Source organism: Brakhagea baltica (assembly GCF_052161605.1).
Classification (GTDB): Bacteria; Planctomycetota; Planctomycetia; order Pirellulales; family Pirellulaceae; genus JBKCUI01.
The window spans coordinates 6,897,590-6,913,838 of sequence record NZ_CP197409.1; the positions used below are offsets into that span (position 1 = coordinate 6,897,590).

Consider the following 16,249-nt stretch of genomic DNA (forward strand, 5'->3'; position numbering starts at 1 on the left):
ACAGTCACTTTAGTTGCCGGGAAGCACCGAAAAGTTCCGAGAATCGGGGAACTACTCGGCAGACAAAGGTAATCTAGAAGGGATAAAGAGTCAGATAATTGGAGGGAATGCAGGTCGCTAACCTTAGTGGGGTGGGAAATGATGGGGCAGATGCGTCGTTTAAGTTTTGAATCCCTCGAAGCCAAACGTTTGCTTGCGGCGGTTAGTATTCCACAGGATTTGACCGTTGCCGCCGGGGCTCAGGTCTCTGCACCGGTGCTGATTGACACGGCGTCTGGAATTCGAGCTGCCGAGATTCGGTTTCAATTCAATCCACAGCAGCTCTCACTCACCACGAACGACATCACTCCAGGGACGACGTGGGCGGGGGGGGATGAGCCCCTTTTGACCGCGAACATTGACAATGCGACGGGATTGGTAACCGTCTTCATCGCAGCCGCGTCCGACCTGCCCAATATTTCTGGGTCCCTTTTGAATATCAATTTCACGGCGGCCGCATCCGTTGCAGAGGGAACTCAGGCCGATATCGATTTGCGTTTAGTAACGCTAAATGAAGGGGCCATAGCGGTTCAACCAGCTCCAATACCCGGCGTAGATCCGACGGATGGTCGAGTTACCATTGTAGCTGACCCGACTGACCCAACAGATCCGACCGATCCGACAGATCCGACAGACCCCACAGATCCGACCGATCCGACCGATCCGACCGATCCGACCGATCCGACCGATCCCGAAAATGCGGACCAGATTCGCGGCTTTGTTTTCGCCGACACCAATAACAATCTCGTACCTGATTCCTTTGAAGGCATTCCCGGAGTCACCATAACATTAATCAACGTCGCGACGGGGGCGACACTGACTGCGGTCACTACGAATGACGGCAGCTACGGATTTCGAAACCTGACAGCGGGCTCCTATCGAATCGTTCAGACGCAGCCAGAGGCCTATCTAAACGGAGGGCCAAACGAGATCTTGGTCGAACTAGCCGCAGACCAGACTCTCGCAGGGCAAAATTTTCGAGAGCTTGGCTTAAGACCTCAATTCGTGTTCAATCGTCTTCACACCTCAATAGTACAGCCGATGGGCTCAAACGAGTGGACGAGCCTACTGCTGGATATCAACCAAGTTGCGGCGGGAAACACAACTTCGGCATCGAATCTTGTTTCCATGATGTCATTAGCTATCCCTACGGGAACGACTGCAATGCTCGAGACATCGAATGAACAAGAATTTGGATCGCAGAGCGACTCGTTCATGGACCCGCTCAGCTTCCTGATTGAGGATGGCTTTATGTTCGCCCCCGACCTAACGGTAGGTGAGGGTGAGGGGCTGGATCCGATTTCCATCGATTGGAGCAGCATCGTCACGTTCGCGAATTCAATGGCACCTCAAGTTAACCAGCATTTGAATCTGAATTTTGCTGAGACTGATGGACTGCCTGTTTCAGCTTTCTTCGAATTCGATGAAATTGATAATGACGAAGACAGCTACGATATCGGACTTCTGCTGGCAGATTGGCCCAACGACTTTGCTGGGGAAAAAGGATAGCTTTCAGCATCCTGAAAGCCATGCCGCGAAGCAAAAGTTCTGAACGAACTGCCATTGATCTATCGTTCCTCAAGCTGCTATTCCTCCACCCGTACCCGCGCAACGCCAAACAGTTGTCGGGCTTCTCGTCTTAGCGTGTTCCCTAGGAACACAAACGGAATGGCATTCATTTTCTTTAGGGGTCGGGCCTGATGTCCTCATCCACGACGCTACGGCGTTTCGAGCGATTGGAAGAACGCAAGCTTTTTTCGTTATCAAATTTCTTGGTGGAGTCTTCGTTGCCTAAAGAATCTCAGGATTCGGCGTTGATATATCTTCCCGAGATCAGTGGCTTAAGAGCAGCGTCTGTCGAGTTGACCTACAATCAAGACCTCGTCAAGATCGATCCTAAGAGTCTTCGCGCGGGTTCAATCTGGGGAAATCGAGGACTCGCGATTGCCAATGTCGACGAGGAAGCTGGCCGAATCGTAGCATTCATTTTTGCGAGCCGAGAAGTCCCAGCGGGAGCAGGTAGTCTCCTGGAATTCGACTTTACCCACAACGACTCCAACCACTCCAGCCAAGACCAACTCGAGTTCATTATCGAAAGTCTAAGCTTGAACGAAGGAAAGATTGCGACGGAGGCTGAAGGAGAGGGGACCGCAGAGATTACCTGGAGCAGGCCTCAGCCTGAAACGGATTATCCAGACAAAAATCATGCAATCGAGCTAAACGATCCAAAAACGAAACCTCCTCGAATTTCCAAGCCGTTGAATCCCGTAACTCCGTCGATTGCACTTTGTTCGATTGCACCTTGTTTCGTGGCCGATAAAAAACCTCTTACAACTCCCAGCCAAGGTTCGCGTCTCGTGGGGGGCCAATCGAATTGGACAGCCAGAGAAAACATTAGTCTCCCGGATACGCAACCAAAGCCTGAAATGGTCGCTGTTCCCAAACCTGAGCCCCCACCTATTCGACCATCAGCGTCAACTCATCCGTTCTCGTTGGAGCTCCCATCGATAGCCAACCGAGCTCCGTTCCGGACCGTCGTTTCAGTCGTTTACGGCCCTGAAGAACTGCGTTTGGATGACCAAGCTTCTGTTGAGAATCTCGAAAACAGCACGGAAATTGGACCTCATCAACTTCAGTTTCCCTGGTATGAAGCCGGAAAACGACCTGGTGAGGAAAAGTTTCATCCTAGCCGTGACTACCCTCAGGTTGAGGGGAAAATAGAAAGGGGCACCGATCGGCTCGGGGCTTTACCAAACACGGAACTTCTCAGCCGCCACGCGATCGTCGAATTCGAATCTTGGTATGTAATGGAACAGGAAACGCACAAAGAAAGTGATTTCCGCAAAGCATTGCCACCAGTCTTCGAATCGAATACCCGAGCTAAAAAGATCGTTGGCTGAGGCCTTCACGGCTTTCGCTTAAGCTGCAAAATCGAGCTTTCGGATTCCGTACCTGGCATTGGATAAGAGACCAAGCAACGAAGATCGACTCGTTTAAGCAATCCCTTGCTTTCAGCTTCCTGTTTTTCTTCTGGCCACTTCGGTCCTTTGATCGCCAGCATCCGACCGAACGTATGCCAGTAGGGATCCAGCCAGCGACACAGCTTTGCGATCGGCCCCACCGCTCGCGACGTTAGCGAGTCATAGCGGAAATCGTCGAGCACCTTCTGAACACTTTCTGCATAAACGGGAACTTGCAATTTCAGCTTCTTCGTAATTTGCTCCACAACATTAGCCTTTTTGGCAATGCTGTCGCACAACGTAACCTGTAAATCCGGTCGAATGATGGCTAGTACAATCCCGGGAATTCCACTGCCGGTCCCTACATCGAGCATCTCCTCGTTTTCTGCTATGCATTGTGAAACCTGCCAGGAATCCAAGAGATCCCGACGGACAAACGATTCGGGCGTAGTGTGACGGGTCAAATTGATTTTCGTGTTCCAATCCCATAGAAGCTCGCAATAGTCAGCGATCGGTTTCCAATGTTCATCCGGTAAGCTGATCTCCAAACTTGCTGCCTCGGTGCGGAGTCGGTGATCTAGTTCTTCCCGATTGCCTTGGAAGTGAGTGGAGGAATACAAGTCCTGCATGTTGAGCTTTGATCATTCGGAAAAAGGGAATTGATTACGAACCGCTTGAACCGCCCGAAGCGGCTCCGAAGAAGCGTTTCAATTGTTTTTTGTGCTGTTCTTCACGTGGTTCGAGCTCTCGACATTTTTGAGAGAGCTCAATTGCTCGTTCTACGTTGCCGAGCTGAAACTCGAGATCAGCCAAAGTATCGATATAAGTCGGATCTGGACGCAACTCGACGGCTCGTCGCGATAGCACGACCGCCTCATCCAACCTGCGGTTACACTGCGAGGCCATCCAAGCGGTATTGTTGAGTGTCATCGCATCGTCTGGGAAATCGGCTAATTGTGCTTGCATGCCGCTCCAGAAAAGATCAAACCACGCGTCAACGGTCTCTTTATCAAAGTGCTTGTCGGCATGAGGGATGACGTCGATCGGGTACTGAATTTGCGATGGTTCCACGCGCGCCGCAATCTCGAGCCAATATCCTACTGCTGCTGAATCTTTACGTTGTACTGCATCCAGCGCGAAGGGGCCGATAATCAACTGCCAATCCCCGCGCGAAGTATAGTCGTCCATGACAAGAAAGTCTGGTGCTCGCATCATCAAACGCCGCATGGCTGCCCGCTTGGCCTTGTAGGCCCTAGACAAATCGTTCTTGGCAATTTGGTAGCGAAGCAACAGATCTTGGCGTTGTGTAGATTCCCCGACCTTGTCGACCGGAACGCCGCTGACACGATCCAAGCGGTCCAGCATCAATTCGACTTCCGCCCGGTTGCATAGTTCCGCGTCGTCGGTAAACAGCGAATAGGGAACGTTGATTTGAGGGGACGTGGAAGACAGTCTTCGATATTGAAGCCGTTCCAGCTCTGCATACTTTCCGGTTCTATCAAGCAAATCGACCGTTCGAACAAAGGTTCCCAAGTTGTCCGAAACCTCACTGCGCCGAAACATCAAGTCGGCAGCGGTCTTCGCATAGCCCAGCTTCACTAACAGATCGCTCATCACCCAGACATCTGGATCCGTCAAAGCTTGAGACTGAAGAACGTAGTCTCTGAATACTTGAACCGCCTCCTTGGTGTCTCCGAAGAGATCGTACAATACGGCGATAGATTTATAAAATTCCGCTTCGCTATAGCTCTCTACTTGAATGCTTGTTTTCAGAGCCTTTAACTCGGCGACTCCATCCCAATGAGAAGGTTTTCGACCAAAGTGTAAATCATTTAAGACCTCAATTGCCTTGGTGATTCGTGCGGCGGGTGTGCCAGATTGTTGCTGTTTAACCAAGTATTGCAGGATCAACATTGGCTCTACAATCGAGCCCTCAAAAACCTTCTCCAGGCACTTTATGTAGTCAGAACGCTTGTCACTGATATCCATAGCCGGAGCCGACGTATTGAGCCAAATCGCGACGGAGTTAGCGTTCTTCTTCGAATATTCCTTCAAGTACTTTATTGCTTTGTCACGCTGGTTGACTCTTACCCAGCGAGAAATCATCGGGTACATAGCATCTGGACCATCACCCGCGAGCCTTGCGTTCACCATACTCATCCAATACTTGTCGAATCGCTCCTCCAGTTCAGGCTTGCCCATTTGGTGAAACGCGATAACGTACATCGAGAGGAGGTCACGCGCTGGACCATAAACGCTGTACTGCTCCAGATCGTCGAACAAAACCCGAATGCTCTTTAGCCACTCATCGAGAGCCTCAGGCGTGAGTTCGTCGAGCCCCACTTTGCGAAAAGCATCTTTGACTCGTCCCGCGCTGAAAAGTACATCGAATGCATCCCGCTTGGGCAAGGTATCTACGACTTGCTCAAAATAGGGCATGTCATTCATGACCAACGCCAACGTTGCATGCCCTCGGTTAGGGAACGATCCTTTCGGAGTCTTGATCTCATTCCACAATGACAACGCTTTCTCTTGGTCGTTCTTGGCGACTGCGAGAGCCCAGTGTCGAATCTTAGATTGTGCCCCACTCGGCGGAACGAGGCTGTTTTGATTCATGCCTCGCAACCAAGCGTCCCAATTTTCGGACTCCAACGCTATGCGGTCGAATTCTGCCCTAAGTCGGTTTTGGGCCGCCAGGTCCAAGGCTTCTTGAACCTTACCTTGAGAGGCCAGTTGCATCGCGGTGACCTTTGGGTCGTCAGGTTCTGACACTTTCCATTCTTCTGGCATCCCAATCTCCCGCCACCACAAGTTGATTCCAACTCGATTCTCGTTCGGAGCGAATATGTCAACGATCTGCGGAACAGCCCACTCATTGCCGCTCCTCCAGGCTTGTTCGATAATGCTGCGAACAAATCTGCCTTCGGTAAGATTCTGGCGAGCATCGCGTTCGAGCAAATCTTTCAGCGACTCCTGAGGAATAGTCCTGAGCAGATCCAACGCCTCAGCCCAACGCCCCGCGACAATCCGTTGTAAAAGGGGGGTGTAGTCTCCCCCGATCATCGCTTGGTAGTCGGACAGCATCTCGAACTTTTGCGAAATATCACCGGGCGAAAGACGCAGCTTCAATAACCAAGCCGCAACTCGTGACCGGTGAAAATCGGAAGACTCTGTTTCCTTCTCGAGAAAGGAATCGATGTCAAAACCTGCGTCACAAAGCCTTAAAAATGCCTCCCGCCGAACTGTGTAACGAGAGTCACTAAGCTTTCCCAATAAGGAATCGACACTGCTTTCTCGAACGCTCTGCGTATCATCGGTCGGCTCTATTTCTGGCTGATGAGTGCATGCTAAGCCCGTCAAGCAGATCAGCTGCAAAGACAGTCCAATCGCTATTCGACGGAGGCTAATCGGCTCGCTGCATTTCGAACCAAAGGCATTCGATACGGTACTTGTAGGCTTGTTTCGAACAGAGAACATTGAAATTGCTATTCCAGGACCAACGTGAATCCGAACGATTCCACGCGAAAATTCCATCGGCATAAATTCGTGCCGCTAGACGGCTGTATGCCGCATCCTACAGCATACCTCGAATCCCCTGACAAGCGAAGTGCGCCGGCGATTTAAGGGGCAAAACCAGCCCTGTCGGTGAATTCCATTCCACGCCGCAGGACAAAACCTGCTGTAGGTCAATTTTCGCGATATTGAAACAGTTTTTGTCGACATTGAGACGACGAAGCCGACCCTATCGAGCCATGATCTGCATGCTAGCAGCTTTGAGAGAGTTGGTGTCAGCGTTTTCGACCTCGGCAACGTCCAAGATATCAGGGAAATCTTCGCCAGGCTTGAGAACGAGCGGTTGGTCTGCCCCATTCTGCAGCGCCAGCAATCCATGATGCCGCGTCAGTTCCAAGGTGGCAATAAACATCGCAATCACCGAACTCTTGTGCATGCCCCAATCCAATAGATCCTGAAGCTCGATCTCTCCATGCTCTTTCACCAAAGTGTGCAACCGTTTCATATGCACGTGGATAGGGGTGTTGTCGTATTGCAAGCGGTGGTCAGCCGGCTTTTGATTGGCTTTTATGATTCTGCCAAAGGCGTTGACCAAATCCCAGACTTCGATCTTCGCAATTTTCGACTCGGGAGCTTCAGTCCGCTTGGGAAGCACGTCTTGGCACATTCTCGGGAACCGCATTTGCCATTGCCGGCTTTGCTCGTCCAGCAAGCTGGCTACGTCACGAAACCGTTTGTATTGAATGAGCCGGTCCACCAAGTGATTCATAGTATCGGGGTTCGAGGAGTCGACCGAGACCTCTCCGTCTTCTGTCGGATCCTGTGGCAAAACACATCGGGCTTTCATCTCGATCAATTGACTGGTTATCTCGATAAACTCTCCCACCTCGTCCAGGTCGAACTGGCTCAACAAGGTTACATACTCGAGATACTGAGTTGTGATGCGAGAGATAGCGACCTCCTCGATCGGCAACTCTTCCCGACGAATCAGGTAGAACAGCAGATCGAGTGGACCGTGATACAAAGGCAGATCGACTCCGAACATAAAATCGCCTTACCTAGCCACGCCCATCGAGAATTGGAAGATTCGTGTATCGTCCGTGCTCGCCTTGGCAACCGGGACAGCAAAGTCGAATGCGAGAGGAGCAGGGCCCAATGCAGGAACTGCGACTCGCAACCCTAAACCAGGTGCGACCCGGAAATTGTCCCAATTAACCTCTATATCGTTTTCGACAGTACCGAAGTCGACAAAGGCGACCATTCGCAACATGTCGTCAGCCGTCAATGGCATCATATACTCAAAGCTGCCGAGGAACTGAAAGCGACCTCCCGTAAAAATCCCTTCTTCAAATGGACCAACTCCTCGAAAATCAAATCCACGCAATGTTGAGAATCCACCTGCGAAGAAGTTCTCGAAGATAGGTGTTTGCGTTCCCGTGTAACCAAATCGGAATGCGCTAGAAAACGTATGGCGACCGGTTCGGTCAGCGCGTTCGCGAACCAAAAAGTACTTGCTATAGTTCACTTGAGCGCGAGGAAAGTCGTACTCGCCAAAGTACTGGTCATAAATCAAATCGATCAAATGGCCTTCGGTCGGTAGAAACGGGCTGTCGCGCGTATTGTGTGATAAGTGGACGCGACCTCTGTACATATCATTGCTTCCCAAAACATTATTCAACGCGGGAAGCGTCGCCACGGCAGGATTAAACACCTTGACGTCCTCCATGTTGAGTTCGGTTACCAAGGACAAATCTTCGGTGATTTCGTAGCCGATGCCGACACGACCACCGAGACGCTGCTCTGTCCACTCTCGGAAGATCCGTGTGAAGTAGAATCCACCCACGGATAGACTAAAAGGTGAGTAACCAAAGATATTCGGCTCGGTCCAGTTGACGGTATAGCGTTGGACCAAGTTGCCGGGCATCAGCTCTAATCGAAAGTTTTGACCAGCCCCACGAAACGCTCCGTTCAACAAGCCTCGCTGCGAATTAGGCCATGCCCGAATATCAAAGTTCCGTTCCTCGATGGTCACGTTACCAGTGACTCCCAAGTCGCTGTTTACGGCACCACCGATCATGAATCGACCTGTCTGGCCTTCTTGCAAATAGACGTCCAGCGGAACGTCGCGAACGCGCGGGTTATAACCGAATGGTGGCCCCTGCATGAACGTCGTGTTAGGCTCGAGCTGCCATGGTGGATTGAGTCGACCGAGAGGTTCGTTCATTGGGCCGGGAGCGATCAAGGGCCGATTGAACGGAGGCATGGGGTCATTGGCAATCGGAACCGCAACCTCGGGGGCACCGGTTGCAGCCGGATTGCCGTAGATTGAGGGTGGATACGCCGTCGGCGGCTCAGCGGGCCAGCCCGTAGGATTCTGGTAAGCGACGTTGGGTTGCACTCCTGGAGCGAGGTTGGGATCTGGTTGCTGATAGGGTGCCGCAGGTATCACGCCGTTTTGGAGCGTGGTATAAGGGTTGCCAACCGGCACGCCATTTCCAACCGGCACGCCATTTCCAACGGGCACACCGTTTCCCACAGGAGCATTGTTTCCCCCAAAGAGCTGCCCCATTGCCTCGGAACTGCTCGCGAGGCTTACGCAAGTTGCCAAGCATAATCCCAATGCCTTCAGCAGCTTGCCTCGCTTGGCCAATCGTGTTCTTGGTTTCATGGATGATAAGTCGCACATGAGATTAGGGCCGATTCTTACGTTTCATAGTTCATGAGGGAGTTGCTGACTGGTCGCGGTTGCGAGTCAGACAAGGGATCAAAAATCGTCGCGAATGAGATCATCAGGAGGTTCGATTTTGAGCGTTGGGATAATTCCTTGCATTGGGTCAACGTTGAATATTTGGGAGTATTGCAGTCGTCGTCTTGCGTCCTCGATGAGCCTGCTATTGGCTAGAGCACCGGGACGGAGTTGACCGAGCGGGTGGAGAGCAACTCGTTCCTTGGTGTAGTCCCCCTCGAGGTGGATACGAATATCGCTGATCCGATAAACATCACCTTCTCCGATGTTGTAGATGATGTCGACGACGTTGTCGGGCTGATAAATGATTTCTCCGACCACATCGCAGAAGAAGTGCCCCTGGATTCCGTATAACTCCCGCAGAAACGCCTCATCCTTTTGCTTGTCAAAAAAACTAAACGGAGCCCCTTGTTTCACCTGCATATACGGCAACAGCTCTTCTGGAGCGTATCGCTTTGTTCCGGTGATTGCGACCGAACCAATCTGGTATCGCTCCCCCTCAACAATCACAAAGGTTACCGATACTCGATCTCCTGCAGGATTGTAGTCCTTGCGGACCTCTACCTTGGCGTCAAAATAACCGAGCGATCGGTAATGACCGAGTATGAACTGGCGGTCGTCCTCGAGTGCTCGGTCCGAGAATTTAGGGGGCAGGATGACAGGATAAATCTTCGTCTTGATTTTGGCTTTAAGCCATTCGGTTGAGACCTGCGTGTTTCCTAGGAAACTGATCGACTTGAGCCTCTCCACCGGGCCTTCGGCAATGTAGAAGTCAACATCAGGCTCGTCAGGCCGTAAGCCACTTCTGATTTGTATGTCAATCTGATTCATCCCCTGATCCTGGTAGTATTCGATCAAACGGCTTTTCGCAGAATTGATGCGAACAGGATTTCTTGGATCACCGGGATGAAGTGAGGCATGCTTCTCTAATTCGCGGTTATTGGCGCGGGTGTTTCCTGTGAAATAGACTTTGCGAATCAATGGCTTTTCTTGAACTCGTAACTTTAAATGGACGCCGTCAGGTGACTCGTTCGAGTAGGACTCGATCTTCCCAAACAACTCCGTTCGGTGCAGAGCAGCTATGTCTTGATTGAACAAGTTTTGATCGAAGACGCGGTCCGGTCTCGATTGCATGATTGACAGAATGTGGCTGTCGGTTACCGTCCGGTTTCCTTCGATGGTAACCGAAAGGATCATTGCGCCGTCCTCGGCCAACCGGGATCTTGGACCGCCGGCCTCAAAGACTCGATCCGTAAACTTGGGTGTTGAAAAAGCGGGTGCGCTATCGCCTCCCCCCATTCCGCCGAGCTGACCAAATAGCACGGAGGCGTACAATTCGAGCAACGCTATCGCCATACAGGCAGCCAGGCCATTGCGGACCCAGAATTTTCGATGCATGCATTCTTCCTTGTCTTGTGCCAATCTTGAACGATCCAAAATGGGAGATACAAGAAAAATGCAAACCAAATCAATGTCACACGAGCTAGACTTTATTTATAATCGCAAAGTTGATTCAAATTGTGGCCAATGATAGACTTAGGAGACTTGCCCATCCTGCCGATTTTGTTGCGTCCCGCCCATCCATCCCATCCTACCGCCCCACGCATGCCTCTTTGCTAGCACGATCCTCCCCACTCTTGATATCGATTCTTATGCGAACTGTTACGTTGATCACCCAAATAGCAGCTTTTTCCTCGCTGCTCGCAATTGCTCCTTGCGCCTCTAGCATGGCTGCCACGTTCGGTAACGAACCGGAACCACCCTACAAGCCAGCCCGAGACCTTTCCGTTCGCGAACCTAAAACACCCGAAGCAGAGTTCGGACTCACAATTCGCTCCACGCCGCATCGAAGCCCCGAACAAGAACTGGCTGGCTTTCACGTCCCCCAAGGCTTTGTGGTCGACTTGATTGCCTCGGAACCCACTATCCTCAAGCCGCTAAATCTGGCGTTCGATCGAAAAAATCGACTGTGGGTTACACAAACGCAGCAGTACCCATTCCCTACCAAGGAAGGGGAAGAGCCCAAGGACTCCATTATCGTTCTGGAAGATAACGATGGGGACGGGACTTTCGAATCCTCCAAGATTTTTGCAACTGGCCTCAATATTCCCATCGGCATCCTACCGGTCGACGATGGAGCGATCTGCTTTTCCATCCCGCATATCTGGCATCTAAAGGATACGACCGGGGATGGCGTTTGCGATGAACGCTCGATCCTCTACGGACCATTCGATACTACCCGCGACACGCACGGCATGGTCAACTCGCTCCGCGATGGTGGCGATGGCTGGATCTACGCTTGCCACGGGTTTAACAATCAATCGGTCGTCAAAGGCAAAGACGGTCACGAGGTCTCGATGACTTCAGGCAACATCTTTCGGTTCCGCCTAGACGGCAGCCGGATTGAACTCTACACCCAAGGCCAAGTGAACCCGTTCGGCATGACGCGCGATGCGTACAGCAACTGGTTCACTGCGGATTGCCATAGCAAGCCGATTTCACAACTCATACGCGGCGGTTGCTACCCCAGCTTTGGTCGCCCCGATGACGGGCTGGGTTTTGTGCCAGACATGATGGATCACCTGCACGGCAGCACGGCGATCGCGGGGCTAGCTCATACTGCGGATTCCCGTTTCCCCGTCGAGATGGCGCACCAGTTTGTCAGCGGCAACGTCATGACCTGTCGCATCAACCGCAATCAATTGGTCTACCAAGGTGCTTCCGCAAAAGCTGTCGAGTGCACCGATCTTCTCACGAGCGAGGATTCTTGGTTTCGTCCCGTTGACTTGGTCTTTGGTCCCGATGGGCATTTGTACGTTGCCGACTTTTACAACAAAATCATTGGACATTACGAGGTTCCACTAGACCACCCAGACCGGGATCGGACCAGCGGCCGCATCTGGCGAATTCGCTGGACAGGCGAAAACGCACTTTCTCCGTCTCGCTTGGTCTCCTCAAGAAAGCCTGATGCCCTCGAAAAGCTTGCCTCTCTAGACCTGAGCGATTCCGCCAACGCTTTCACCTGGATCCGCGCTGTCGATGCTGCGAGCGAACAAGCAAACGCCACGACCGTAAAATGGCTGATCGAACAATCGGAGTTGGTGTCTCAAGCCAACGATCCCGTTCTCAATCAAGCGTACCTGATCTCGCTGCGTCGATCGATTCGCAATGCCAAGCAGAACGCCGAAGAGGAGGTCTTGCAGATCATTCGCAGCTTTTCCATGAAAGGTAACAATCCCCAACAGCTAGCCCTTCTCAAGGTTCTGCCATCGGTCGGCGACACCCAGTACGTGGCATCGCTGCTCGATCTGGTTAAGTCGCGGCAGACATCCGGCTTGATGAATCAGTCTGAGATCTCAGTTGTCCTGGATCAATTGGCAAGCGTTGTAGACGAGGCCAATATGCTTAGCTACATCCAGTTGATGGTCGAGTCACTCGATGCTAACTCAGCGTCAAGCGTGAATCTCGTTGCCGATCGTGTTCAGCAATTGATGAAGCTGCAACGGGACCGATTGGGAACAATCTCGCCAACTCTCAAGCAATATGCTTCGCAGGTCTTCGCTCGGCTTGAAAAGTCCTTAACAAGTGCAGCGGAAGTCAAGACTGTATCCAGCTGGATTCCCTCTAGCCCGACCAACGATCGGCGAAATTGGCCCATTCAAATGCGGTCTCGCGAAGCAGGGAATAACGAAACCAAGCCTGTTCCCGTTTTCAGCAGCTTCCCACTCGGGGAGCCGTATGTCGGTAGTTGGACGACTGCTCCATTTGCAGCTCCGAGTTCTTTGAGCTTTGTCGTGTGCGGTCATAATGCACTGCCGAGTGAACCGGACACGCAACTCAATTTCGTCCGCTTATGGGCATGGGACCGGCAATCGGGTGAACGTCGCGAGATTCGGCGTGCCTATCCGCCGCGTAGCGACATCGCGAAAGAGGTTCGTTGGGATCTGCGGGACGTTCAAGGCGAAATGGTGGCCCTGGAGATTGTGGACCAGGATCGGAACGGCAGCTACGCATGGATTGCGGCGGGAGACTTTAGTATGCCCGAACTCAATCACTCCCCTGTTCGCGAATCAGTCGATCGCTTACTAGCCATTGGAGAAATGCTGACAGCCTCCGAATTGCCCGCTGATTCACTGAAGGGGCTTCTCGGTCCAGCCTCCAAACTCGACACCAAGGCCAAACTGCGATTGGCCAGAAATCAATTGGCCTCCAGTGGTGCCATGCAGATAACGCTGACGGAGTTTGCGATGGAGCAGTCTCTCTGGGATCTGGTCTCGAGTTCCCCGGTTCTAGACCTGGCGACCGATACTGGGCGAGAGGGTTGGATATCGACCGTTCAAGCTCAGAGCCAGGATTTTTTAAAGCGACTCAATTCCGAGACACAATCTAAGCTGCTAGTGCGAATCTCGAACCTAAGGGAAGCTCCCGATCGGATTGCAGATTGGCTTGACGCTGGTTTGGTCGGCGTCGATTCGATTAAGAGCTTGCCTGCTGCATGGTGGGATTCGCTCAGTTCGGAACAAAAGGCACGCATGCAAGGGCATCGAGATCGGATGTCGCAGATGGTCGACATGAGCCAAGTGGTTAAGGCGAAACTCGCAGAGGCCCGCGTCGCGAAGGTCGATGAGGCGCTGGGCAAGAAAGTGTATGCCGACAAATGTTCCCTTTGCCATCAACTCGGTACGACCGGCAATGTACTCGGCCCTCAATTGGAGGGAGTTGGCAATCGCGGCGACGAGCGATTGTGCGAGGACATTCTTTGGCCAGATAGGAACGTCGACGAAGCCTTTCGCGTCACGTTGTTCCTACTTACCGATGATACCACGGTGACGGGCTTGGTAACCGAGCGAACCGACAAGACGGTGACCGTTGCCGATCAAACGGGCCAAAAGCGCTCGATCTTATTGGAGGACATCGAGCAAGAAAAGCGAAGCGAGGTATCGTTAATGCCCGGCAATTTTAGTGAGACCTTGACGGCAGACGAATTGGCTTCCTTACTCGCCTTCCTCAAGCAGAGCACTCGCAAAGCCCAGTAGATTTCCGGGGGCGGTTAGCCCGCCCCGCGAGCAAACGGATCGGACGCTGGCAACTCACGCCTAGCCTGACGAAACAGTGTTGGCTAGGTATTCAGGGAAGTTTTTCAACCAATACTGGTCTTCCTCAACCAACACTGGTCTCCCTCAACCAATACTGGTCTCCCTCAACCAATACTGGTCTCCCTCAACCAATACTGGTCTCCCTCAACCAATACTGCTCTCCCTCAACCAATACTGCTCTCCCTCAACCAATACTGCTCTCCCTCAACCAATACTGCTCTCCCTCAACCAATACTGCTCTCCCTCAACCAATACTGCTCTCCCTCAACCGAAACTGGTGCCCTCAACCGAAACTGGTCTCATTGGCAGGCATCAGTTTCGGGCGGCACCCCCTTCGTTCCTCAGAGCGTTCCACACAGGAATGAAAGCGTCACGGCAAAATCCGTGCGATGTCGCGACGCATGCCGAGGTTGATCCGGTAATTCTTCAACTGGTGTTTGCCGTTATTGCCAGATCTTGCCTGAGTTCTTCCAGTCCTTGGCAGCGTCGGTTCGGACCAAGCTGGCAGATGCCTTGGCGGTCGAGGCAACTTGCCAGGAATCCACCAACACACCACCACTAGCGGAAACCACGAATCCTCGATTCGACTTCACAAAGCTGCATTGTGGGTCGAGTGCTTGAGGGATGTCGAGCTTGGCGGTCTCCACGTCAGCCGAATCGCCTAGGATGGTAGAAAGGTCGCACGAAGCCAAGTCCTGCAAGCGGTTCGACTCGATGATTGCGGCCACTACACAGAGGTCCATAACGTTTCTCAGTTGGCCAAAAACAGGATCTTTTACCGAAAGTTCGTCTAACTTGGCGGTAAAGGTATCTGCCCACTTCTTGGCAATCGGGTCTGCTTTGCCGGCTCCCTTCACAGATCCATCGGCGGCATAATGCTCTTGTTCAGTCAGAGTCTTGATGCCAGGGCCAGTGATTTTCCAAGCGAGTCGGTCGTCACTGTGCTCGATGGCGGTGTAATCGCACGCCATCCACCAACGAGATTGAATGTCTTTGGAAGCGGTGTTTCGCACCATATCCAGATAGCTCGGCAAACCAGCCACTGGCGGTTCGGCAAGCTTCATACCATAAAGCTTCATTTTGTAGTCCGCTGCTAAAATGATTCGAGCGATATGGCTGTCTGGGCTAACCCCTTCTAGTTTGATTTGCTGAGGCCCAAACGCTTCGCACATGGCGGCCTCTAGTCGCTTCCAATTGGTCTGGCTGGCATCGCGAACTTGGGAAAGTAGTTGATTGAGTCGTACTACCCCTTGTTCGGTGGGTTCGATCGAGACCGAGATGCCGGTTCGCTCAGCATTGTGAACGCTCTTCATCGCGTTGAGCAAATCGTCCAAGAGAACGATGGGGCGCCCCGACTTTGTTCCAACGATCGTTCCATTTGCACCGACGGTCCAAGGCTCAGATGGGCCGGAGAGGACGATATCGTTTCGCTCGGGATAGACGTAGATGTTTTCCACTCGGGTGAGGCCACCGAGGAATAAGGTTTCTTCTGGAATCTCTGTGTTGTTCTTACGAGCTTGAGAAACCGTTTCCTGAACGTTTTTCAAGGAAATCATTCGCTTAGCCGCAGCCGCTTGCAGTTCCCCTTGAGGTCCAGCCAGGGTTTGTCGCAGCTCGGTGAGGGTTTGATTTTGATCCGCCATGGTGGCAGCTCGCATTACGCCGTCTGCATCAATGCGAACTCCCCCAACGATGGGCTGCCTGAAAAAACCGCCCGCTTGGCCGAACGCTGACCCGCCAGCACCCAATACGCCAATGGTGACTGCAATAGCCATCGCATGCTTTGCGACTGGGTGGTTGCCCAAGCAAATTCCCAGCGTTTGGCGGCAAAGTCTTCGAAAGCCCATACTCAGTACTCCGGTTCAGTTAGTCAGCGAGGGGTGCAAAAGAAAAGT

10 protein-coding genes are annotated in these 16,249 nt (G+C 52.3%); 3 read left to right on the forward strand and 7 right to left on the reverse strand.

Annotated elements, in window-relative coordinates:
* Nucleotides 1–150 precede the first annotated feature (150 nt).
* Together SH449x_RS26800 and SH449x_RS26805 are read left to right on the forward strand one after the other, a co-directional pair.
* Complete coding sequence (locus tag SH449x_RS26800) at nt 151–1,548, forward strand: SdrD B-like domain-containing protein (RefSeq protein ID WP_482379151.1); 1,398 nt, start codon at nt 151–153, stop codon at nt 1,546–1,548.
* Nucleotides 1,549–1,739: 191 nt separating this feature from the next.
* Complete coding sequence (locus SH449x_RS26805) at nt 1,740–2,939, forward strand: hypothetical protein (RefSeq protein ID WP_482379152.1); 1,200 nt, start codon at nt 1,740–1,742, stop codon at nt 2,937–2,939.
* Between the two features lie 5 nt (nt 2,940–2,944).
* Here SH449x_RS26805 and rsmG read toward each other — a convergent pair whose 3' ends face one another.
* From rsmG to SH449x_RS26835, 6 genes are all read right to left on the reverse strand, one after another.
* Nucleotides 2,945–3,628, reverse strand: coding sequence for a 16S rRNA (guanine(527)-N(7))-methyltransferase RsmG (gene rsmG / locus SH449x_RS26810; RefSeq protein ID WP_482379153.1), 684 nt, complete (start codon nt 3,626–3,628; stop codon nt 2,945–2,947).
* A gap of 34 nt (nt 3,629–3,662) precedes the next feature.
* On the reverse strand, nt 3,663–6,476 hold the full coding sequence (locus SH449x_RS26815) for a tetratricopeptide repeat protein (protein WP_482379154.1): 2,814 nt from the start codon (nt 6,474–6,476) through the stop codon (nt 3,663–3,665).
* Nucleotides 6,477–6,741: 265 nt separating this feature from the next.
* Nucleotides 6,742–7,557 carry a segregation and condensation protein A gene (locus tag SH449x_RS26820; protein ID WP_482379155.1) on the reverse strand — a complete coding sequence of 272 codons (816 nt, stop codon included), beginning with the start codon at nt 7,555–7,557 and terminating at the stop codon, nt 6,742–6,744.
* A 9-nt stretch (nt 7,558–7,566) separates the two neighbouring features.
* Nucleotides 7,567–9,180 carry a BamA/OMP85 family outer membrane protein gene (locus SH449x_RS26825; protein WP_482379156.1) on the reverse strand — a complete coding sequence of 538 codons (1,614 nt, stop codon included), beginning with the start codon at nt 9,178–9,180 and terminating at the stop codon, nt 7,567–7,569.
* Between the two features lie 96 nt (nt 9,181–9,276).
* Nucleotides 9,277–10,656, reverse strand: coding sequence for a BamA/OMP85 family outer membrane protein (locus tag SH449x_RS26830; RefSeq protein ID WP_482379157.1), 1,380 nt, complete (start codon nt 10,654–10,656; stop codon nt 9,277–9,279).
* Nucleotides 10,657–10,849: 193 nt separating this feature from the next.
* Complete coding sequence (locus tag SH449x_RS26835) at nt 10,850–10,987, reverse strand: hypothetical protein (protein WP_482379158.1); 138 nt, start codon at nt 10,985–10,987, stop codon at nt 10,850–10,852.
* On the opposite strand from SH449x_RS26835, the gene SH449x_RS26840 reads away from it, so the two are divergent.
* Nucleotides 10,986–14,294: a PVC-type heme-binding CxxCH protein gene (locus SH449x_RS26840; protein WP_482379159.1), complete on the forward strand. Its 3,309-nt coding sequence runs from the start codon at nt 10,986–10,988 to the stop codon at nt 14,292–14,294. The genes SH449x_RS26835 and SH449x_RS26840 overlap by 2 nt on opposite strands.
* A gap of 503 nt (nt 14,295–14,797) precedes the next feature.
* On the opposite strand, the gene SH449x_RS26845 is transcribed toward SH449x_RS26840, so the two are convergent.
* Nucleotides 14,798–16,201: a DUF1598 domain-containing protein gene (locus SH449x_RS26845; protein ID WP_482379160.1), complete on the reverse strand. Its 1,404-nt coding sequence runs from the start codon at nt 16,199–16,201 to the stop codon at nt 14,798–14,800.
* Between the last annotated feature and the right edge of the window lie 48 nt (nt 16,202–16,249).

Excerpts from the sequence above, each read along its gene's own strand:
- SH449x_RS26815 (WP_482379154.1), bottom strand. The coding sequence starts at position 6,476 with ATGTTCTCTGTTCGAAACAAGCCTACAAGTACCGTATCGAATGCCTTT.
- SH449x_RS26835 (WP_482379158.1), bottom strand. The coding sequence starts at position 10,987 with ATGCTAGAGGCGCAAGGAGCAATTGCGAGCAGCGAGGAAAAAGCTGCT.
- SH449x_RS26805 (WP_482379152.1), top strand. The coding sequence starts at position 1,740 with ATGTCCTCATCCACGACGCTACGGCGTTTCGAGCGATTGGAAGAACGC.
- rsmG (WP_482379153.1), bottom strand. The coding sequence starts at position 3,628 with ATGCAGGACTTGTATTCCTCCACTCACTTCCAAGGCAATCGGGAAGAA.
- SH449x_RS26845 (WP_482379160.1), bottom strand. The coding sequence starts at position 16,201 with ATGGGCTTTCGAAGACTTTGCCGCCAAACGCTGGGAATTTGCTTGGGC.
- SH449x_RS26825 (WP_482379156.1), bottom strand. The coding sequence starts at position 9,180 with ATGAAACCAAGAACACGATTGGCCAAGCGAGGCAAGCTGCTGAAGGCA.
- SH449x_RS26800 (WP_482379151.1), top strand. The coding sequence starts at position 151 with ATGCGTCGTTTAAGTTTTGAATCCCTCGAAGCCAAACGTTTGCTTGCG.
- SH449x_RS26840 (WP_482379159.1), top strand. The coding sequence starts at position 10,986 with ATGGCTGCCACGTTCGGTAACGAACCGGAACCACCCTACAAGCCAGCC.
- SH449x_RS26830 (WP_482379157.1), bottom strand. The coding sequence starts at position 10,656 with ATGCATCGAAAATTCTGGGTCCGCAATGGCCTGGCTGCCTGTATGGCG.
- SH449x_RS26820 (WP_482379155.1), bottom strand. The coding sequence starts at position 7,557 with ATGTTCGGAGTCGATCTGCCTTTGTATCACGGTCCACTCGATCTGCTG.